This window comes from Streptomyces sp. a15 (genome assembly GCF_059026085.1).
In genome coordinates this window covers 1-20,202 of sequence record NZ_JBWLKM010000124.1, presented here as the reverse complement: position 1 = coordinate 20,202, position 20,202 = coordinate 1, and the positions used below count along the sequence as shown (strand labels likewise).

Sequence of the window (20,202 nt, the reverse complement as noted above, 5' to 3'; positions counted from 1 at the left end):
GCCACACCCAGCGCCCCTGGGTGAGCCAACCCTACGAATGGCTCGCTCATCCCGATGAACAACGTAGGGACGACTGATCCCGCCAGGCACCGTGCCTGCCCGAACGACCACCCACCCCAGCCACATACCAAAGGGCCGGGCCACCCCAAGGTGACCCGGCCCTTCAAGCCGCTACCGCGCCCCAGACAGAGGCACAGACACAGACCCCATCACTACTTCTTACGACGCCGCCCGCCCCGCGACTGCTTGCGCCGCTCCGCGCGCGTGAGGCCGTCGGACTCCGAGCGCACCGGCTCGTCGTCATCGGCGAAGTCACCCTCGATGACACCGCCCTCGCCGTCCACGGTCGGCGCGGAGAAGTGCAGCTCCCGGCGCTGCGGGACATCGAGCCCCTTGGCGCGGATCTCGGGGCGCGCCTGCGCCGGCACCGCGTCCTGCTTGTCGAGCGACGGCTTGGTGTCCTCGACCGGGACCTCCTCGACCTGCTGCTCGACCTGGACCTCCAGGTTGAACAGGTAGCCGACGGACTCCTCCTTGATGCCCTCCATCATGGCGGTGAACATGTCGAAGCCCTCGCGCTGGTACTCGACCAGCGGGTCCTTCTGCGCCATCGCGCGCAGGCCGATGCCCTCCTGGAGGTAGTCCATCTCGTAGAGGTGCTCGCGCCACTTGCGGTCCAGGACCGACAGCACGACCCGGCGCTCCAGCTCACGCATGATCTCGGAGCCGAGCTGCTCCTCGCGCGCCGCGTACTGGTCGTGGATGTCGTCCTTGATGGACTCGGCGATGAACTCGGCGGTCAGACCGGCCCGGTCGCCGGCCGCCTCCTCCAGCTCCTCGACGGTGACCTTCACCGGGTAGAGCTGCTTGAACGCGCCCCACAGCCGGTCGAGGTCCCAGTCCTCCGGGAAGCCCTCGGCGGTCTCCGCGGTGACGTACGCGTCGATGGTGTCGTCCATGAAGTGCTGGACCTGCTCGTGCAGGTCCTCGCCCTCCAGGACGCGGCGGCGCTCGCCGTAGATGACCTCGCGCTGCCGGTTGAGGACCTCGTCGTACTTCAGGACGTTCTTACGAGTCTCGAAGTTCTGCTGCTCGACCTGCGACTGCGCGGACGCGATCGCGCGCGTGACCATCTTGTTCTCGATCGGCACGTCGTCCGGGACGTTCGCCATCGACATCACACGCTCGACCATCTGGGCCTTGAACAGGCGCATCAGGTCGTCGCCCAGGGAGAGGTAGAAGCGGGACTCGCCCGGGTCGCCCTGGCGGCCGGAACGACCGCGCAGCTGGTTGTCGATACGACGCGACTCGTGCCGCTCGGTGCCGAGGACGTAGAGCCCGCCGAGGTCCTTGACCTCCTCGAACTCCGCCTTGACGGCCTTCTCGGCCCGCTCCAGGGCGGCCGGCAGGGCCGCGGCCCACTCCTCGATGTGCTCCTCGGGGTCGAGGCCGCGCTGGCGCAGCTCCGCCTCGGCGAGGTCGTCGGGGTTGCCGCCGAGCTTGATGTCGGTACCACGGCCGGCCATGTTGGTGGCGACGGTGACGGCGCCCTTGCGGCCGGCCTGGGCGATGATCGGGGCCTCACGGTCGTGCTGCTTCGCGTTCAGCACCTCGTGCTGGATGCCGCGCTTGGAGAGCTGCTGCGAGAGGTATTCGGACTTCTCGACCGACGTCGTACCGACGAGGATCGGCTGGCCCTTCTCGTGCTTCTCGACGATGTCGTCGACGACCGCCTCGAACTTCGCGACCTCGGTGCGGTAGATCAGGTCCGACTGGTCCTTGCGGACCATCGGCCGGTTGGTCGGGATCGGGACGACGCCGAGCTTGTAGATCTGGTGGAACTCGGCGGCCTCGGTCATCGCCGTACCGGTCATGCCACAGAGGCCGGGCTGTTCCTTGCCCGCGTGGTCGTGGCGCTTGTAGAGGCGGAAGAAGTTCTGGAGGGTGATCGTGGCGAGCGTCTGGTTCTCGTCCTTGATGTCCACCCCTTCCTTCGCCTCGATCGCCTGGTGCATGCCCTCGTTGTAACGGCGGCCGGCGAGGATACGGCCGGTGTGCTCGTCGACGATCATGACCTCGCCGTCGATGACGACGTAGTCCTTGTCCGCCTTGAAGAGCTCCTTGGCCTTGATGGCGTTGTTCAGGTAGCCCACGAGGGGGGTGTTCACCGACTCGTAGAGGTTGTCGATGCCCAGCCAGTCCTCGACCTTGCTGACGCCGGACTCGTGGATGGCGACCGTGCGCTTCTTCTCGTCGACCTCGTAGTCGCCGGTCTCCTCGATGCCCTTGAGCGGGTTGCCCGGCTCGCCCCTCTTCAGCCGGGTGACCAGCTTGGCGAAGTCGCCGTACCACTTGGTGGCCTGGTCGGCCGGGCCGGAGATGATCAGCGGCGTACGGGCCTCGTCGACCAGGATCGAGTCGACCTCGTCGACGATGGCGAAGTTGTGGCCGCGCTGAACGAGCTCGTCCTTGGACCACGCCATGTTGTCGCGCAGGTAGTCGAAGCCGAACTCGTTGTTCGTGCCGTAGGTGATGTCGCACGCGTACTGTGCGCGGCGCTGGGCCGGCGTCATGTTGGCGAGGATGCAGCCGACGCTCAGGCCCAGGAACTTGTGGACGCGGCCCATCATCTCGGAGTCGCGCTCGGCCAGGTAGTCGTTGACCGTGATCAGGTGGACGCCGTTTCCGGAGAGGGCGTTCAGGTAAGCGGGCAGCGTGCCGACCAGGGTCTTGCCCTCACCGGTCTTCATCTCGGCGACATAACCGAGGTGGAGGGCGGCGCCGCCCATCATCTGGACGTCGTAATGACGCTGTCCGAGGGCGCGTTTGGCGGCCTCGCGCACGGTCGCGAATGCTTCGGGAAGCAGGTCGTCCAGGCTCTCACCATCGGCATAGCGCTGCTTGTACTCATCGGTGAGGGCCCGCAGCTCGGCGTCGGAGAGGTCGACGAAGTCCTCTTCGATGGAGTTGACCTGGTCCGCGATGCGGTGCAGCTTGCGCAGGATCTTGCCTTCGCCTGCACGCATGATCTTGGAGAGGACGGACACGGGGGTTGGTCTCCTTGCCGGTCGGGCCTGGGACGGTCGGTTTCCATTGGACTACTGAGCAACGGCCATCGTATGCGAGGACCCCGCCACGCCGGGAGGCCTGCCGCGACGGTGACCGCCCACTGCTTCACATCTCTTCAAAAGGACAACGGCCGGGCCCCGCGGATGGTGCCGCGCCGCTCCGACGAATTGCGCGAATTGTGATCACCCGCTCACGCACGGCAAAGAGATGGTGCCTTTGCGCGACCCCGAGCAGAATCGGCCGATGGACCCCGTCACGCTCACCACCGACCGCCTCCTGCTGCGCGCGGTCGGTCCGCAGGACACCGACGCCGTGTACGCGGCCGTCCAGGACCCCGACATCCGGCGCTGGACCTCGATCCCCGCGCCCTACCTGCCCGAACACGCCCGGAGCTTCACCGAGCAACTGGTCCACGAGGGCTGGGCGGACGGTTCGATGCTCTCCTGGGGCATCTTCCTCCCCGAAGGGGAGGACCTGGTGGGCATGCTCAGTCTCACGATGCGTTCCCTGAGCGCGGCGGAGATCGGTTTCTGGGGCACGAAGGAACACCGCGGCAACGGCTACGTCACCGAGGCCGCCCGCACCGCCTCCCACTGGGCCTTCACCCAGCTGTCGATCGACCGCGTGGAATGGCGCGCGGAAGTCGGCAACGAGTCCTCCCGCGCGGTGGCGGAACGCGTCGGCTTCACCTGTGAGGGCATCCTGCGCTCCGCGATCGTCCACCAGGGCGTACGACGGGACAGCTGGGTGGGTTCGCTGCTGCCCTCGGACCTCGGCCTGCCGTCGACCGCGCCCTATCTGCCGGCGCCTTCCCGGTCGTAGCAGAGAAGTCGCAGCTCAGCGCCGGTTGTCAGTGCCACCCCCTATCGTGCGGCTCATGACGACCCCGCGCCCGGACATCACCCTCTCGGCAGACGAGGCCCGCCGCATCGCCCTGCGGGCCCAAGGCTTCCTAGGCGCCCCGGACCGCCGCTCAGGCGTCCGCGGCATCCTCCGCCATCTGGGCGCGGTCCAGCTCGACACCATCTCGGTCCTCGCCCGCTCCCACGAACTCATCCCGTACGCCCGCCTCGGCGCCGTGGGCCGCAAGACGGTCGAGAACGCATACTGGAGCACCGCCTCGGCCCGCCCCCACGCCTTCGAGTACTGGTCCCACGCCGCCTGCATCCTCCCCATCGAGGAGTGGCCCCACTTCGCCTTCCGCCGCCGCGCCTACCGCAACCGCCCCCACTGGAACCACACCCTCCCCGACGGCGCCTACGACCAGGTCATCAAGCAGCTCCGCACCGAAGGCCCCCTCACCGCCACGGATCTGGGCGGCGCGAAGAAGACCAGCGAGTGGTGGGACTGGTCCGGCACGAAGGTGGCCGTCGAGCGGGCCCTCATGTACGGCGAGGTGGTGTGCGTCGAGCGCCGCGGCTGGAAGCGCGTGTACGACCTCGCCGAACGCGCCGTCCCGGAGACCCTGCTGCACGACGACCTGGACGACACCGAGTGCCTGCGCCGCCTGGTCCGCCTCGCCGGCCAGTCCCTGGGCGTCGGCACGCGCGCGGACATCGCCGACTACCACCGTCTCAAGGCCGAGCAGGTCGACGCGGTGATCGCCGACTCCGGCCTGGTCCCGGTCGCGGTCGAGGGCTGGGGCAGGCCGGCCTGGGCCGACCCGGCGGCCCTGGAGACACCTCCGCGCGGCCGCCACCGCACCACCCTGCTGTCCCCCTTCGACTCCCTCGTCTGGGAACGGGCGCGCACGGAGCGGATCTTCGGCTTCACGCACCGCCTGGAGGCCTACGTCCCCAAGCCGAAGCGGGTGTACGGCTACTTCGCGATGCCGGTGCTGGCCGGCGGCCATCTGGTCGGCCGTGTGGACCCGGCCCGCGAGGGCAGCACCCTGGTCGCCCGGCAGGTCACCCTGGACGGCCCGAAGGCGGTCCCGGCGGTCGCGCAGGCCCTGATCGAGGCGGCGAGCTGGGTGAACTGCACGAACGTACGGGTGGAACGGGTGGACGCACCGGACCTGCGCGAGCCCCTCGCGAGGGAACTCACCCGCGCGACCCTCTGATCCGGGCCTCTGATCCGGTTCTTTACTGGATTTCGAGGATCTTCTCGCGCATCGCGTAGACCACCGCCTCCATCCTGGAGTGCAGCTGCAGCTTCTCCAGGATGTTGCGCACATGGTTCTTCACGGTGTTCTCGGAGATGAACAACTCCTTGGCGATATCCCGGTTGTTCATCCCCGTGGCGACCAGTTTCAGCACCTCCAGCTCACGCTCCGTGAGCCGCGGCGCGGGCACCAGACGGCGCTCGTCGGTCCGCTGGATCATCGACTTGAACTCGGTGAGCAGTTTCGACGCCATGGAAGGACTGATCTGCGACTGCCCGTCGGCCACCGCGCGAATGGCGGTGGCCACCTCGTCCGTGGAGATCTCCTTGAGGAGATATCCGGTCGCGCCCGCCTTGATCGCTTCGTAGAGGTCGGCCTCCTCGTCGCTGATCGTCAGCATGATGATCTTGGCGCTGGGGGCGACCTCCTTGATGGAGGTGCAGGCCTCGATCCCGCCGCGCTTGGGCATCCGTACGTCCATCAGCACGATGTCCGGCAGCAGGTCGGCGGCCTTGTCGACGGCCTCCGCGCCGTCCCCGGCCTCTCCCACGACCTGGATGTCCTCCTCGGCCGCCAAGACGATCTCCAGGCCACGGCGGAAGAGGGCATGGTCGTCCACGACCAGGACACGGATCGGCTCCTTGCGTGGAGAGCCCGCGTCCGGGCCCGTGGCGACGACGCCGTCTGAGGCGTCCTCGTCCTGCATCGGTCCGAAGCTGTCCGCCATCGTTCCTCCCCCTGAAGGCTGTGGCCTGTGGTTCTGTGCCATCGCCAACCCAAGGCAACGGCCCAGCGGTTGGGCCGGTGCGGCCATGATTTCATGCCCGGACGACACTGCGGCGACGAGCGGGGCGCGAAGTGGTCGCACACCGATGCCCCTGGGGGCGCACACACGCTCACCAGGGGCACCGGCTCAGCTGTCGGCCGGGTGATCAGCCGCCCAACGTGCCACCCGCCGCCGGGCCTTGCGTCTGGGTGACCATCGGGTCCGTGCTGAGGTGGATGACGCCGTAGTCGTAGGCGTGCCGCCGGTAGACGACACTCGGCTCCTTCGTCTCGGAGTCGATGAACAGGTAGAAGTCGTGCCCGACCAGCTCCATCTCGTAGAGAGCCTGGTCGAGGGACATCGGGGAGGCGACGTGGGTCTTCTCACGGACGACGAGGGGGCCTTCACCCTTCACCTCGAGAGAGCCGATCTTCTTGGTCGGCACGCTCTCCGGCTCTTCCTCGTGGGCGGTGTGGCCGTTCCCGTTGAGCGTCGCCGCGCCCGGAACGTGGTCGGCGACCTCGGCCGCCGTCAGTCGCCGCGCGCCTCGGCGTGTGTGGCGCTTGTCGTGCTGCTTGCGCAGCCGGGCGTCCAGCTTCTCCGCAGCCAGGTCGAGTGCCGCGTACGGGTCGCTGGCTGCCGCTTCCGCCCGGATCACCGGACCGCGGGAGTGGAGCGTGATCTCCACTCGGTCACTGCGGTCGGCCTGTCGGGGGTTGGGCTCCTTGGACACCTCGACGTCGAGGCTGATCACCTTGCCATCGAGCTTCTGGATCTTCTCCAGCTTCAGCTTCTCGGCCACGTGCTTGCGGAACCGCTCGGGCACCTCGGTCTTGCGGCCCTTGACGACGATGTCCACGCAGAACTCCGTTCCCGGATCGCTCCGCTTCGCTGCGGAGCGTCTCCCTTTTGCACCAGGCTCCGGTGAGCCCCGGAACCTCGGACTCGGTGACTTCCACCTCCTCCCCCGCGGGCAAGATCTCCACTCCACCGGTGTGGGTGATAGTGAAAAACCCACGGCACGGCATTCGGATTCGAGAGGTGTGGCCTGCGCCTTTCTCTCACAACCGAACATATCTCGCCTGGACGGATGTCGTCACCCTCTACCGCGGCATACCTCCGTTCAGGTGAATAGACCCTCTCATTACCTGCAACGATGCAAGTTCGCAGTCAGTTCCGGTTTATTTCGAAAGAATCCGGTGCGGCTGCGACCACGGCCGCGCAGATCGCGTCACCGTCACCGCTGACGCCCGCCATTCCCGACGGGACGGCCACCCGGCCCGTCTCCTCCTCCGTCGCACCGCCCATCCGTTCCCCTCTGCCTTCCCTACGTACCGTGCCGTACACCGCCGTTGCACCCTCTCCACACACATCCGCCCCACTCACCACGACCGCTCGGGCACCCGCGACGCCGCCACATGCCACCGTCTGCTCCGCCATTGCCGTCTGCTCCGCCAGCGCCGCCCGCACCGCACGTGCCGCCTCCGCCAAGGACGCGCCCGTGGTCATCAGGTCGTCGACAAGCACGACCCGACCACCGGACAGGAGCCGTCCGCCCCCGGGAACCACCACCAGCGCACCGGCGAGATTCTCCAGCCGCTGCCGGTGGTTGAGCCCGGCCTGGTCGGCCACGGCACGGCTCTGCCGCAGCACGGACACCACCCGCGCCGGCGTCCCCGCCCGCCGCAGCTCCCCGGCCGCCGCCAGCGCGATCCGCCGCGCCGGATCATGCCCCCGCGCCCGAACCACCCGACGCGAGGACGGCACGGGAACCAGCATCACGACGCCGCCGCCTCTCCCCGCAGCCCCCTGACCACCACCAGCGCCGTCGACCAGCCCTCGCACCTCCCGAAGCCCTGCCCTGTCCGCCGGTCCCCGGGCTTCCCGAAGCCCGGGGACGACCCCGTCAGCGGGCCTCCCAGCCACCCGCAGCCCCGCCCGCACAGCCCCCGCCAGAGCCGTACCCAGCGGTGCCGCCAGCGCCAGCGCACCCCGCTCCTTGTGGGCCAGCAGCACGGCCCGAACCTCGTCCGCGTACCGGGCCACCGCGTGCACGACCGGCAGCCCCGGCGGCTCCGGCACCGGTCGCACCCGGCGCGGTACGGCCCCGCTCAGGACGGCACGGCACTCCGGACACAGCACCGTGCGAGGCCTCCCGCAGCCTCCGCACTCGGCCGGCAGCGCCAGGTCGGTGAGGTCCTGCCACCACCCCCGCATGCCCACCACTGTGCCAACGCCGACACCACGCTGCCACCCCTGTGGACAACTCCCTGTGGATAACTCGAGGAGCCGGCGCACACAGCGAAGCGACCGCCCCCGCCGGAGTCGAACCCGGCAGCAGCGGCCGCCCACCTACCCCGCAGGAGCCCGCAGCCCCCGCAGACCGACACTCACCCCGGATACACCGGCGCCGTCCCGTCCGTGTCCACCTTCTGCCACTGTGTCCCGGACGGCAGCCGTACGATCCCGTCCTCCGAGAACGCCACCAACGGCAACCGGTCGTCCTCGGACGCGGCGATCTCCTTCACGCCCGTCAGAGCCGCGGGCGCGGACCCCTCCGGCGTGGAGCCGTCGACCTGGACGTACCGCATCTGCTGCACGCCACCCTGCTCGCGCCCGGCCACCACGAGCCGGCTGTCACCGGCCCACGACATGGTCGTGAGCTCCTCCATCTCCGGGGTCGCGGACCGCAGTTCCTGGACCGACGGCGCGTCCTCGGCCTTCTCGCCCCGCTCGATCCGCCCGATGAACAGGGACTGCTTGCCGTCCTTCTCGACGACGAGCGCGATCCGCACCCCGTCGGCGGCCACCCGGACGTCCTTGATGCGCCCGTCCAGCCCCGGCATGTCCACCGTCAGCGGCTCGCCCGCGCCCTCCTTCAGCAACAGCAGCCGCGGGTTGCCGGGATCGCGGTCGGCCACCCACAGGTCGCCCTCCGCGTCCCAACTGGGCGCGGTCAGCCGGTCGTTCGCCGTGGCACCCCGGCTGGTCAGCACGGGCTCGCCGAGCGATCCGCCCGACACCAGCGAGCCGACGTACAGCGCCTTGCCGTCGATACCGACCCCGGCCGCGCTGTGCTCGTCGCGCGACACGGCGACCGACCGCAGCTCCTTGTCGCCCTCGCCCAGCGCTCCCGGCACCGGATCCGGCTTCGTACTGTCGTTGCCCGCCGGCAGCCGTACGAGCCGGTGCTCGCCGTCGACGAAGTACAGGTACGCGGGACTGCGCACCGAGCCGCGCGCGGCGACCGTGTCGGCCCCGTCCTCGGGGAGCGAGCACAACTGCTTTCCGCCCGCCTGCAGTTCGACCTCGTTCACCGCGGGCGTGAGGTTCTGCAGGGTGAACAGAAGCTGCGCCGCCATCTCGTCGCACTTGACCGAATCGACCCGCGCCGCCCGGTCGTTGAGCGGCACGGTCAGCTTGCCCTGGTCGTCCGGCGTCAGCGAGGTGACGCCGTCCTTGAGCTTCGTACCGGTGGGGAAACTGGACCTGACGACGCGATCGAGCCAGCTCGTCGGCCCGGTGAGCAGGGAACGCACCATCTGCGCCATGGGGTCCACGCGCTCACGCACGTACACGGGATCGGCGACGGCCACGGTCTCCGGACTCGTTCCGGACGTCGTGTTCGAGGCGAAGTAGTACTTGTCGACGGACGTGTAGTTGCGCTGGAAGTCCGACTTCCCCATGACAACGCCCTGCGGCAGCCCGTCGATGCGCCACTGCTTGCTCTTCTGATCCCGCGTCAGGTACGCCGTCTGGCTGTACTTCCCCTCCGCGGGCGCGTACGACTGCTGCGCGTCCACGGTGGCGACCCGGTCGCCGGTGAGCGGATACGAGACGACGTCCGCGTCCTCCCGGTCCGCGGCCTGCTCGGCCCCGACGCTCACGCCGTCCGCGAGCACCGTGGTGGACAGCTCCGGATGCCACTTCTTCGCGGCCTCGGGCGTCAGGTACTTCTTCGCCGTCTCATAGTGCGGATCGTCGCTGGTCAGTGCCTCCAGGAAGCCCTGGACGATGTCCGAGGCGGACGCGTCCTCCTGGGGCGGCATCGCGAACACCCGCACCTGTGTGTCCTGACGCGGCGTGGACTCGACGCCCCGCAGATCCCCGCCGTCGGGCATGGACGCACACCCCGCCAGCAGTACGACACCACAAGCGGCGTACACCGCCGCGCGCCCCGGCGTGCGCCGGGCGCCCCCCTCGCGGTCAGCGCCCACGAAATGCCTCCCCTTGCTCGTACGAGCCCTCCGACCCGGCGTCCGGCCGGCTCACGGCCTCACTCCGTGCCTCGTCGGCCTCGCTGTGCTCCGGCCCGGCTCCCGCGGGCGCTTCGTCGTGCCGCCGCGCTCCCGAAGCGGGCCGGGGCACCACGCGTGCGCCGTTGCCCGGCAGCGCCGTCGGATCGGCCGTGGGCGTCGCGGCGGACGGCCGGGTCGTGATCGGGCCCCGCGACGGCCCCTGGTCGCCCTTCGGCTGCGCCGGCACGGTGGCGGTCTTCTCCCCGCCGCCACGCGGCAGACCGGCGTCGTCGAGGCCGCGATGGCGCCGCGAGTCCTTGGGTTCCAGCGGTATCGGCGAGCCCCGCAGCGGTTCGTCCGCGGTCCGCGGCAGCGTCAGCCGGAACTGCGAGCCGCCGCCCGGCTCGCCCCACGCCTGCAGCCAGCCGCCGTGCAGCCGCGCGTCCTCCAGGGCGATGGACAGCCCCAGGCCCGTACCACCCGTGGTACGGGCGCGTGCCGGGTCCGCCCGCCAGAAGCGGCTGAAGACGCGGGTCGCCTCACCGGGCTTGAGCCCGACACCGTAGTCGCGCACCGCGATCGCCACCGCGCCGCCCGCCGCGGCGAGCTTGACGACGACGTCCTTGCCCTCGCCGTGCTCCACGGCGTTGACCACGAGGTTGCGCAGCACCCGCTCCACCCGCCGGGCGTCCGCCTCGGCCACGATGGGCTGCTGGTCGCCCACGACGCGGATCTGCGTGCCCTTGCGCTCGGCGAGCGGTTCGGCCCCGCTGACGACCCGCCGTACGACCTCGCGCAGGTCGATCGGCTCGGCCTCCAGGGCCGCCGCGCCCGCGTCGAAGCGGCTGATCTCCAGCAGGTCCGCGAGCAGCGTCTCGAACCGGTCCAACTGGTCGGCGAGCAACTCGGCCGACCGGGCGGTCACTGGATCGAAGTCCACGCGCGCGTCGTGGATGACATCGGCCGCCATCCGCACGGTCGTCAGCGGCGTCCGCAGCTCGTGCGACACGTCCGACACGAACCGCCGCTGCATCCGCGACAGGTCCTCCAGCTGCTGGATCTTCAACTGCAGATTCTGCGCCATCTTGTTGAAGGCCTCGCCCAGCCGCGCGATGTCGTCTTCGCCGGTGACCTTCATCCGCTCCTGAAGCCGCCCGGCGGACAGCCGCTCGGCGATCCCCGCCGCCATCCGCACCGGGGTGACGACCTGCCGCACCACGAGCCAGGCGATGGCCCCGAGGAGTACGACGACGAAGAGGCCGGCCGTCGCAAGGGTCCCCTTGACCAGGCTCAGCGACTTCTCCTCCTGAGTGAGCGGGAATAGGTAATACAGCTGGTACGGATCGCTGTTCGGGTCGTTGACCTGCTTGCCGATGACGAGGGCCGGCTGGGACTCCTTGTCGGCGTCGTAGACGATCCGGGTGTAGCTCTGGAACGCCGCCGTACTGTTGTCGATCCGCTCGCGCAGGGCCTCGGGCACGCTGGACGACGCGACGACGTTGCCGGAGGCGCGCGGCCCGCGCCCGCCGCCGCTGTCGTTGCCGGCCGGGAGCGTCACCACGTCGAAGGCGCCCTGGCCACCGCTGGACAGGGACTCCACCAGGTCGCTCATCCACTGGATGACGTTCTGTGCGGGGCGGCCGTCCACCGTGGTGGCCTCGTCGCCGGTGCCGCTCCCCGCCTCCTCGGCCTTCTGCTTGGCCACCGCGAACCCGCCGGTGGCCTGGCTCTGCGAGGCCTTCACCTTGGCGTCCAGCAGGCCGTTGCGGACCTGTCCGATGACGACGAACCCGAGCAGCAGAACAACACCCAGGGACATCAGCAGGGTCGTGACGACGACCTTGAGCTGGATGTTGCGCCGCCACAACCGCATGACGGGCAGCAGTGGCCGGCGCACCCAGCGCATGAAGAGGCGCAGAACCGGGCTGCCCTGGACTCCGCCCTGCAGCAACCCGCCCTCGAGGAAGCGACCCCAGCGGGAGCCTGCCGCCTTCCGGCCGACAGGCCGCCCCGCGCCGGCCCCGGACCTGCCGGGCGCCGAAGCGGCACTGTCTTCGGACATGTCAGCTCGGTCCGGCCTTGTAACCGACGCCACGGACGGTCACCACGATCTCCGGCCGCTCCGGGTCCTTCTCGACCTTGGAGCGCAGCCGCTGCACATGCACGTTGACCAGGCGGGTGTCGGCCGCGTGCCGGTAGCCCCACACCTGCTCGAGGAGCACCTCACGCGTGAACACCTGCCACGGCTTGCGCGCGAGCGCCACGAGCAGGTCGAACTCCAGCGGCGTCAGCGCGATCGACTGACCGTCCCGCTTCACGGAGTGCCCGGCCACGTCGATGACCAGATCACCGATGGCGAGCTGCTCGGGCGCCGGCTCCTCGGACCTCCTGAGCCGCGCCCGGATCCGGGCCACGAGCTCCTTCGGCTTGAACGGCTTCACGATGTAGTCGTCGGCGCCCGATTCCAGGCCCACGACGACGTCGACGGTGTCGCTCTTCGCCGTGAGCATCACGATCGGCACCCCGGACTCCGCCCGGATCAGACGGCACACCTCGATACCGTCCCGCCCGGGCAGCATCAGATCCAGCAGCACCAGATCAGGCTTCGCCTCACGGAAAGCGGCCAGCGCCTTGTCGCCGTCGGCTACGAAAGACGGCTCAAAACCTTCACCACGCAGCACAATGCCGAGCATCTCGGCCAGTGCGGTGTCGTCGTCGACGACAAGGACTCGTCCCTTCATAAACGACATCATCCCATTCTTGTAACAGTGACCGGGGCGCTGGTGAGAGAGGTCACTGGCCTGTGACGATAGTCGTACGAAGTCACTACTGTCTGCCCTCGCCGACCGGTGTCGATGTCCCCGAGGATGTCAGGCCGGGCCGGGCACGGCAGCCAAGGGTGCCACGCCCGGCAAGCCCGGGCCAGATCCCCTCAGCCGGTCGTCACCTGCCGCGACCTCGCACACACCTCCGCGAGCGCCTCCGTCGTCACCGGTGAAACTACGCCCTCCTCCGTGACGATCGCCGTCACCAGCTCGGGCGGCGTCACATCGAAGGCCGGGTTGTACGCCTGGGTCCCCAGCGGCGCCACCGGAACCCCGCCACCGGCCTCGGCTCCCGCCACCGGCACCTGGGGCGCTGTGACCTCGGTCACCTCATGCCCAGGACGCTGCTCGACCTCGATCGACGCCCCGTCCGGCGTGTCCGGATCCACCGTCGTCACCGGCGCCACCACGATGAACGGCACATGGTGGTACCGCGCCAGCACCGCGAGCGGATAACTCCCCACCTTGTTCGCCACCGACCCGTCGGCCGCGATGCGGTCCGCCCCGATCAGCACCGCGTCCACCTCCCCGGCCGCGAACAGCGAACCCGCCGCGTTGTCGGTCAGCAAGGTGTACGCCATACCGCTGCGCGCCGCCTCGTACGCCGTCAGCCGGGCCCCCTGCAGCAACGGCCGCGTCTCGTCCACCCACAGCCGCCGCAGCTGCCCCGCCCGGTGCGCCGCGAGCGCCACCGCGAACGCCGTCCCCTCACCACCCGACACCAGCGAACCGGTGTTGCAGTGGGTCAGGATCCGGTGCCCGCCGCCGGGCAGCAGCTCGTCCAGCAGCGCCAGCCCACGCTCGGCCATCCTGCCGCTGGCCTCGGCATCCTCCCGGTGCAGCCTGCGCGCCGCGGCCAGCGCCGCCTCGGCGGCCTGCCGGACATCACCACTCTTGGCGAGCCCCGCCCGGTACGCGGACTGGGCCCTGCGCACCCCGACGGCAAGGTTCACCGCGGTGGGGCGGGCACCCGCCAGCGCGTCCGCCGCGTCGTCCACGTCGAACCCACGCACGGCGGCGAGCGCGACGCCGTACGCTCCCGCGATGCCGAGCAGCGGTGCCCCGCGCACGGCGAGTGAACGGATCGCCTCCACCAGCGCCGGCGCATCCGTACAGACGAGTTCGACCTCCTCGGCCGGCAGCCTCGTCTGGTCGAGAAGCACCAGTACGGGCCCCTCGGGTGGCTCTTCCCAACGGAGCGCCGGTATCTCGGTCGGCCTGCTGTCCTCGCCGGTTTGCGCGTACTGATCAGCCATGCGGTCAGTCTGCCCGTTATCCGGCGGACAATTGAAGGTGGCCGGCCCCTACCGCGGCTGGTCCGTCGACGACCACCCCATGGCACGATGGCTGCCAACCTGCCGCCGCGACCGCGGACGGGCACCGTGAAGGAGCGACGATGAAGGACACTCCGGGCTGGGCCTCGCCCGGATCCGCCCCCTCCGACGGGCACGAGTCCGGCGAGTCCGGTCCCGCCGACCGGCCTGACGCCGCGAACCCCGCGGAGCAGCCGGGAACGGACCCGCAGGACCCCGGCTCGAAGTGGTCCAAGGACCAGCCACCGGCCGGCCAGTGGTCCGCGCCCACCGGTCAGCCGGCCCCCGGCCAGACACCGCCACCCCCACCGCCCGGCCCGGGCTGGGGCGCCCCACCCCCCACCGCCCCTGGCGGACCCGGGGGCTACGGCCCTCCCGGCGGATACGGCGGCCCTCCCGGCGGCGGAAACAACAGCTGGGGCGGCGGCTACGGCCCTCCCGGCGGATACCGCGGCTGGGGCGGTCCCCCGCCCGCTGCCAAGCCCGGCGTGATCCCGCTCCGCCCCCTCGGCGTCGGCGAGATCCTCGACGGGGCGGTCTCCACCATGCGCACCTACTGGCGCACGGTCCTGGGCATCTCGCTGACCGTCGCCGTCGTCACAGAGATCGTGGTCATCCTGCTCCAGGGCTTCGTCCTCAACGACACCACCGACGCCGAGGCCCTCAATGACCCGAGCGCCACACTCGGCGAAGTGACCCGCGCCATGGGCGACGCCATGCTCGGCAGCGCCGTCGTCTTCGCGATCTCCCTGATCGGCACGGTCATGGCGACGGCCCTGCTCACCACCGTCACCAGCCGCGCGGTGCTCGGCCGCCCCGTCACCACCGGCGAAGCCTGGCGCGACGCCCGCCCCCAGGTGATGAAGCTGCTGGGCCTGATCCTCCTGCTGATGCTCATCGCCGCCGGAATCGTCTTCGTGGGCGTGCTCCCCGGCATCCTCGTGGCCGTCGCCGGCTCGACCGGGGCAGGCACGGCACTCGCTGTCGTCGGCGGCCTCGGCGCCGGCGTCGTGGCCGTGTGGCTGATGATGCGCTTCTCCCTGGCCTCGCCGGCGCTGATGCTCGAGAAGCAGGGCATCGTGAAGTCGATGAGCCGCTCCGCGAAGCTGGTCCGCGGTTCCTGGTGGCGGGTGTTCGGCATCCAGCTCCTCGCAGGGATCATCGCGAACATCATGGCGGCGATCGTGGTCCTGCCCTTCACCTTCCTCGCCGCCGCGTTCAGCGGTGACGGCGTCACCGGCTTCATGGAGGGCACCGGCGACCTCGGCTGGACCTTCCTCATCGTCAGCGGCATCGGCTCGGTGATCGGCTCCATGATCACGTTCCCGATCACGGCCGGCGTCACCGTGCTCCTCTACATCGACCAGCGCATCCGCCGTGAGGCCCTCGACCTCGACCTGGCCCGCGCCGCAGGCGTCCAGGGCTACGGCACCACCCCCGCCCCCGGGAGCTGATGCGGTGATCCTGGCGGGGGGAGTTCTCACAGCGGTACCGGCACTGCCGAACGCCGCCGACATGGCCGTACGCGCATCGGTCCGGGCCGTGCTGCACGGCGACCGCACATCCGCGCTGTCGCTCGTCCGCTCCGACGACGAACCACCGCTGACGATCCCGCGCGACCCCGCGCGAGAAGCGGCCCGACGCGAGCTGTCCAAGCGGATGTACCACGAGAACGACCCCAGCTGGTTCCAGCGCGCCCTGAACGCCTTCTGGGACTGGGTCGACAAGCTGTTCAACACCGCCTCGGCCGCGACCCCCGGCGGAGCGCTCGGCCTGGTGGTCGTCATCGTGGCCGTCCTCGCGGTCCTGGGCGCCCTCTGGTGGCGCCTGGGCACGCCGCGCCGCGAACCCGTCTCCTCCGCCGCCCTGTTCGACGACCGCCCCCGCAGCGCCGCCGAACACCGCGCGGCCGCCGAGGCCCACGCTGCCCAGGGCCACTGGAGCCAGGCCGTCCAGGAGCGGATGCGTGCCATCGTCCGCTCCCTGGAGGAACGCGCCCTGCTCGACGCCCGCCCCGGCCGCACCGCCGACGAGGCGGCCGCCGAGGCGGGTGGCGCACTGCCCTCGCAGGCAGACCGACTGCGCAGTGCCGCCCGGGACTTCGACGACGTGACATACGGCGGACGCACGGCGACCGAGCAGACGTACCGACGCATCGCCGAACTCGACCGCGATCTGGAACGCACCAAGCCCCAACTAGCGAGCAGCAGCCCCAGTACGGCCCAGAGCGCGGTCCACGACACCCGCCGGGGAGCCGCCGAATGACCACCGAGGCCACACTCCCGTCCACCTCGGCCTCGCCCACCGCCCGCCAGGTGTGGACCCGCGCGCGAGGCGTCGTCCTCGCCCTCGTGCTCCTCCTGGTGGCGGCCGTGGTGATCGCCGCCATCCGCTCCGACACCCGGCACGGCACGCTCGACCCACGCTCCGCCGACCCCTACGGCAGCCGCGCCGTCGCCGAACTCCTCGCCGACCGAGGCGTCTCCACCCGCGTGGTCAGCACCCTCGCCGAGGCCGACGCCGCGGCCGGCCCGGACACCACCCTGCTGGTCGCTGTCCCCGACCTCCTGACGCACGGCCAACAGAGCCAACTGCGCTCCGGGACCGCCGACTCCGGCGGCCGCACACTCCTCGTCGCCCCCGGCAGCTCGTCCGTCGAGCGGCTCGCCCCCGGCGTCGTCGCCAATCCCGCCACCAGCCTCGACTCGACGCTCTCCCCCGACTGCGACCTGCCCGCCGCCCGACGTGCGGGCACCGCCGACACGGGCGGCATCCGCTACACCGCCACCCGGCCCGACGCCGACGAGTGCTACCCCAGCAACCGCCTGGCCACCCTGGTGCGGGTCCCGGACAGGTCCGGGGACGGCGACACCGTCGTACTCGGCGCGCCCGACATCCTCTACAACGACACCCTCGACGAGCAGGGCAACGCCTCGCTCGCCCTCCAACTCCTCGGCTCCCGCCCCCATCTGGTCTGGTACCTCCCCTCGCTCTCCGACACCGCCGCCACCGACCCGGACGACGAAAAGGGCTTCTTCGACCTGCTCCCGTCGGGCTGGCTCTGGGGCACACTGCAGCTCTTCATCGCCGCGGTCCTCGCCGCCCTCTGGCGGGCACGCCGACTCGGCCCCCTGGTGCCCGAAAATCTCCCCGTGGCGATCCGCGCCTCCGAAACCGTCGAAGGCCGCGCCCGCCTCTACCGCAAGGCCAACGCCCGCGACCGCGCGGCCGCCGCTCTTCGCTCCACCACCCGCACCCGCCTCGCCCCCCTCGTAGGCGTCCCCGTCACCCAGGCACACGCGCCCGAAGCCCTGCTCCCCGCCCACCTCCACAGCCCTGGAGACGGACAGTCCATGCACGCTCTCCTCTTCGGCCCGCCGCCCGGTGACGACACGGCCCTCATCTCCCTCGCCGACCAACTCGACGCCCTCGAAAGAGAGGTACGCCGTCCATGATGGACCCGACCACTGACAACGCCGTGCACGCCGGGGATCCGGGCAACGCCCGAGCCGCCCTGGAAGCTCTGCGCGCCGAGATCGCCAAGGCCGTGGTCGGCCAGGACCCCGCCGTGACCGGCCTCGTCGTCGCCCTTCTCTGCCGCGGACACGTTCTCCTTGAAGGAGTCCCTGGAGTCGCCAAAACGCTGCTCGTCCGCGCCCTCGCATCCGCTCTCGAACTCGACACCAAGCGCGTCCAGTTCACTCCCGACCTGATGCCGAGCGACGTCACGGGCTCCCTGGTCTACGACAGCCGCAGCGCCGAGTTCTCCTTCCAGCCCGGCCCGGTCTTCACCAACCTCCTCCTGGCCGACGAGATCAACCGCACCCCGCCCAAGACCCAGTCATCCCTCCTCGAAGCCATGGAGGAACGCCAGGTCACGGTCGACGGCACCCCCCGCCCGCTCCCCGACCCGTTCCTGGTCGCCGCGACCCAGAACCCGGTCGAGTACGAGGGCACCTACCCCCTCCCTGAAGCGCAGCTGGACCGTTTCCTCCTCAAGCTGACGATCCCGCTCCCGTCCCGCCAGGACGAGATCAACGTCCTCACCCGTCACGCCGAGGGCTTCAACCCGCGCGACCTGCACGCCGCCGGCGTACGCCCCGTCGCAGGCCCCGCCGACCTGGAAGCTGCCCGCGCCGCGGTCGCCAAGACGACGATCTCTCCGGAAATCACCGCCTACGTTGTCGACATCTGCCGAGCCACCCGCGAATCGCCGTCCCTCACACTCGGCGTCTCCCCGCGCGGCGCGACGGCCCTCCTCGCCACGGCCCGCGCCTGGGCCTGGCTGACCGGCCGCGACTACGTCACCCCCGACGACGTCAAGGCGCTCGCCCTCCCCACCCTCCGCCACCGCGTACAACTCCGACCGGAGGCCGAAATGGAAGGCGTGACGGCCGACTCCGTCATCAACGCGATCCTCGCCCACGTCCCCGTCCCCCGCTGATGGCTCTCACCGGACGCGCCGCACTCCTCGCGGCCCTGGGCTCCCTCCCGGTCGGCATCTGGGACCCCGGCTGGACAGGCATCCTCGCGGTCAACGTCCCCCTGGCCGTCGCCTGTGCCTGCGACTTCGCACTCGCAGCACCCGTACGACGCCTCGGCCTGACCCGCTCGGGCGACACATCGGTCCGCCTGGGCGACACCGCCGACGTCACCCTCACCATCACCAACCCGACCCGCCGCCCTCTCCGCGCCCACCTGCGCGACGCCTGGCCCCCCAGCACCTGGCTGCCCGGCACCGAAGTGGCGGCCTCCCGCCACCGTCTGACAGTCCCGGCAGGCGAACGCCGCCGAGTGACCACCCGTCTACGACCGACCCGCCGCGGCGACCGCCAGTCCGACCGCATCACGATCCGCTCGTACGGCCCCCTCGGCCTGTTCACCCGCCAGGGCACCCACAAAGCCCCCTGGACCGTACGTGTCCTGCCCCCGTTCACCAGCCGAAAGCACCTGCCCTCCAAGCTGGCCCGCCTGCGCGAACTGGACGGCCGCACCAGCGTGCTCACTCGTGGCGAGGGCACGGAATTCGACAGCCTGCGCGAGTACGTCCCCGGCGACGACACCCGCTCCATCGACTGGCGCGCCACAGCCCGCCAGACCACGGTCGCCGTACGCACCTGGCGCCCCGAACGCGACCGCCACATCCTCCTGGTCCTGGACACCGGACGCACCTCGGCCGGCCGCGTCGGCGACGCCCCACGCCTGGACGCCTCCATGGACGCGGCACTGCTCCTGGCTGCCCTGGCATCCCGCGCCGGCGACCGCGTCGACCTGCTCGCGTACGACCGCCGCGTACGCGCCCTCGTTCAGGGCCGCACGGCAGGCGATGTGCTCCCGTCCCTGGTCAACGCCATGGCAACCCTGGAACCCGAGCTCGTCGAAACGGATGCCCGAGGCCTTACGGCAACGGCACTCAGGTCAGCTCCTCGCCGTTCCCTGATCGTCCTGCTCACGACCCTCGACGCGGCCCCGGTCGAGGAGGGCCTGCTGCCCGTCCTCTCCCAGCTCACCCAACGCCACACGATCCTGCTGGCATCGGTGGCGGACCCGCACATCGCCGGCATGGCCACAGCCCGCGGCAACACCGAGTCCGTCTATGAGGCCGCAGCCGCTGCCCAGGCCCAGGCGGAACGCCATCGCACCGCGGAACAACTCCGCCGCCATGGCGTCACCGTCGTCGACGCCACGCCTGATGACCTTGCCCCCGCACTGGCGGACGCATATCTGGCACTGAAGGCCGCAGGACGCCTGTGACCTATTGCCGGCATATCGCCGGAGGGGGCCGCCAGCCCCTAAACGACCCGGAAAAACAGAAAACCCCCGTGCCGAAAGGCACGGGGGTTTCCTCAACAATTGTTCGGCGGCGTCCTACTCTCCCACAGGGTCC

At 70.6% G+C, this 20,202-nt stretch carries 15 protein-coding genes; 7 read left to right on the top strand and 8 right to left on the bottom strand.

Annotated elements, in window-relative coordinates:
• Positions 1 to 212 precede the first annotated feature (212 nt).
• Complete coding sequence (gene secA, locus AC5P09_RS48025; protein ID WP_493879992.1) at positions 213 to 3,047, bottom strand: preprotein translocase subunit SecA; 2,835 nt, start codon at positions 3,045 to 3,047, stop codon at positions 213 to 215.
• 265 nt (positions 3,048 to 3,312) lie between these two features.
• Between secA and AC5P09_RS48020 the strand changes: the two genes are divergently transcribed.
• On the top strand, positions 3,313 to 3,891 hold the full coding sequence (locus AC5P09_RS48020; RefSeq protein ID WP_493879991.1) for a GNAT family N-acetyltransferase: 579 nt from the start codon (positions 3,313 to 3,315) through the stop codon (positions 3,889 to 3,891).
• A 55-nt stretch (positions 3,892 to 3,946) separates the two neighbouring features.
• Complete coding sequence (locus AC5P09_RS48015) at positions 3,947 to 5,131, top strand: winged helix-turn-helix domain-containing protein (RefSeq protein ID WP_493879990.1); 1,185 nt, start codon at positions 3,947 to 3,949, stop codon at positions 5,129 to 5,131.
• A gap of 22 nt (positions 5,132 to 5,153) precedes the next feature.
• On the opposite strand, the gene AC5P09_RS48010 is transcribed toward AC5P09_RS48015, so the two are convergent.
• The 7 genes from AC5P09_RS48010 to mtnA all read right to left on the bottom strand — a co-directional run bounded on the left by AC5P09_RS48010 (position 5,154) and on the right by mtnA (position 14,258).
• Positions 5,154 to 5,900, bottom strand: coding sequence for a response regulator (locus tag AC5P09_RS48010; RefSeq protein WP_493879989.1), 747 nt, complete (start codon positions 5,898 to 5,900; stop codon positions 5,154 to 5,156).
• A 205-nt stretch (positions 5,901 to 6,105) separates the two neighbouring features.
• Positions 6,106 to 6,798, bottom strand: coding sequence for a ribosome hibernation-promoting factor, HPF/YfiA family (gene hpf, locus AC5P09_RS48005; RefSeq protein WP_266438733.1), 693 nt, complete (start codon positions 6,796 to 6,798; stop codon positions 6,106 to 6,108).
• A gap of 311 nt (positions 6,799 to 7,109) precedes the next feature.
• The gene (locus AC5P09_RS48000; protein ID WP_493879988.1) at positions 7,110 to 8,156 is read right to left on the bottom strand and encodes a ComF family protein; all 1,047 of its coding nucleotides are present in this window, start codon (positions 8,154 to 8,156) and stop codon (positions 7,110 to 7,112) included.
• Positions 8,157 to 8,329: 173 nt separating this feature from the next.
• The gene (locus AC5P09_RS47995) at positions 8,330 to 10,156 is read right to left on the bottom strand and encodes an LpqB family beta-propeller domain-containing protein (protein WP_493879987.1); all 1,827 of its coding nucleotides are present in this window, start codon (positions 10,154 to 10,156) and stop codon (positions 8,330 to 8,332) included.
• Positions 10,146 to 12,239 (bottom strand): MtrAB system histidine kinase MtrB, encoded by a 2,094-nt coding sequence (mtrB, locus tag AC5P09_RS47990; RefSeq protein WP_493879986.1) that lies wholly within the window; start codon positions 12,237 to 12,239, stop codon positions 10,146 to 10,148. The genes AC5P09_RS47995 and mtrB overlap by 11 nt, the downstream gene beginning before the upstream one ends.
• A gap of 1 nt (position 12,240) precedes the next feature.
• Positions 12,241 to 12,930 carry a two-component system response regulator MtrA gene (gene mtrA, locus AC5P09_RS47985; protein ID WP_187283109.1) on the bottom strand — a complete coding sequence of 230 codons (690 nt, stop codon included), beginning with the start codon at positions 12,928 to 12,930 and terminating at the stop codon, positions 12,241 to 12,243.
• Between the two features lie 179 nt (positions 12,931 to 13,109).
• Complete coding sequence (gene mtnA, locus AC5P09_RS47980) at positions 13,110 to 14,258, bottom strand: S-methyl-5-thioribose-1-phosphate isomerase (protein WP_493879985.1); 1,149 nt, start codon at positions 14,256 to 14,258, stop codon at positions 13,110 to 13,112.
• 140 nt (positions 14,259 to 14,398) lie between these two features.
• Here mtnA and AC5P09_RS47975 point away from each other — a divergent pair, with 140 nt between their 5' ends.
• Genes AC5P09_RS47975 through AC5P09_RS47955 form a run of 5 tightly spaced genes read left to right on the top strand, consistent with a single transcriptional unit; the run spans position 14,399 to position 20,069 of the window.
• Positions 14,399 to 15,769, top strand: coding sequence for a DUF7847 domain-containing protein (locus tag AC5P09_RS47975; RefSeq protein WP_493879984.1), 1,371 nt, complete (start codon positions 14,399 to 14,401; stop codon positions 15,767 to 15,769).
• A 4-nt stretch (positions 15,770 to 15,773) separates the two neighbouring features.
• The gene (locus AC5P09_RS47970) at positions 15,774 to 16,580 is read left to right on the top strand and encodes a DUF4129 domain-containing protein (RefSeq protein ID WP_493879983.1); all 807 of its coding nucleotides are present in this window, start codon (positions 15,774 to 15,776) and stop codon (positions 16,578 to 16,580) included.
• Entirely contained in the window at positions 16,577 to 17,770 is a 1,194-nt protein-coding gene (locus tag AC5P09_RS47965; RefSeq protein WP_493879982.1) for a DUF4350 domain-containing protein, read from the top strand. The genes AC5P09_RS47970 and AC5P09_RS47965 overlap by 4 nt, the downstream gene beginning before the upstream one ends.
• Entirely contained in the window at positions 17,770 to 18,759 is a 990-nt protein-coding gene (locus AC5P09_RS47960; protein ID WP_266448432.1) for an AAA family ATPase, read from the top strand. Before AC5P09_RS47965 ends, AC5P09_RS47960 begins: the two co-directional genes overlap by 1 nt.
• On the top strand, positions 18,759 to 20,069 hold the full coding sequence (locus AC5P09_RS47955; protein WP_493879981.1) for a DUF58 domain-containing protein: 1,311 nt from the start codon (positions 18,759 to 18,761) through the stop codon (positions 20,067 to 20,069). The genes AC5P09_RS47960 and AC5P09_RS47955 overlap by 1 nt, the downstream gene beginning before the upstream one ends.
• The last annotated feature ends 133 nt before the right edge of the window (positions 20,070 to 20,202 follow it).

What these genes read in the sequence shown, in the direction of transcription:
- AC5P09_RS48020 (WP_493879991.1), top strand. Translation starts at nt 3,313, where the DNA reads ATGGACCCCGTCACGCTCACCACCGACCGCCTCCTGCTGCGCGCGGTC.
- AC5P09_RS48015 (WP_493879990.1), top strand. Translation starts at nt 3,947, where the DNA reads ATGACGACCCCGCGCCCGGACATCACCCTCTCGGCAGACGAGGCCCGC.
- AC5P09_RS48010 (WP_493879989.1), bottom strand. Translation starts at nt 5,900, where the DNA reads ATGGCGGACAGCTTCGGACCGATGCAGGACGAGGACGCCTCAGACGGC.
- AC5P09_RS48000 (WP_493879988.1), bottom strand. Translation starts at nt 8,156, where the DNA reads ATGCGGGGGTGGTGGCAGGACCTCACCGACCTGGCGCTGCCGGCCGAG.
- mtrB (WP_493879986.1), bottom strand. Translation starts at nt 12,239, where the DNA reads ATGTCCGAAGACAGTGCCGCTTCGGCGCCCGGCAGGTCCGGGGCCGGC.
- mtrA (WP_187283109.1), bottom strand. Translation starts at nt 12,930, where the DNA reads ATGATGTCGTTTATGAAGGGACGAGTCCTTGTCGTCGACGACGACACC.
- mtnA (WP_493879985.1), bottom strand. Translation starts at nt 14,258, where the DNA reads ATGGCTGATCAGTACGCGCAAACCGGCGAGGACAGCAGGCCGACCGAG.
- AC5P09_RS47975 (WP_493879984.1), top strand. Translation starts at nt 14,399, where the DNA reads ATGAAGGACACTCCGGGCTGGGCCTCGCCCGGATCCGCCCCCTCCGAC.
- AC5P09_RS47965 (WP_493879982.1), top strand. Translation starts at nt 16,577, where the DNA reads ATGACCACCGAGGCCACACTCCCGTCCACCTCGGCCTCGCCCACCGCC.
- AC5P09_RS47960 (WP_266448432.1), top strand. Translation starts at nt 17,770, where the DNA reads ATGGACCCGACCACTGACAACGCCGTGCACGCCGGGGATCCGGGCAAC.
- AC5P09_RS47955 (WP_493879981.1), top strand. Translation starts at nt 18,759, where the DNA reads ATGGCTCTCACCGGACGCGCCGCACTCCTCGCGGCCCTGGGCTCCCTC.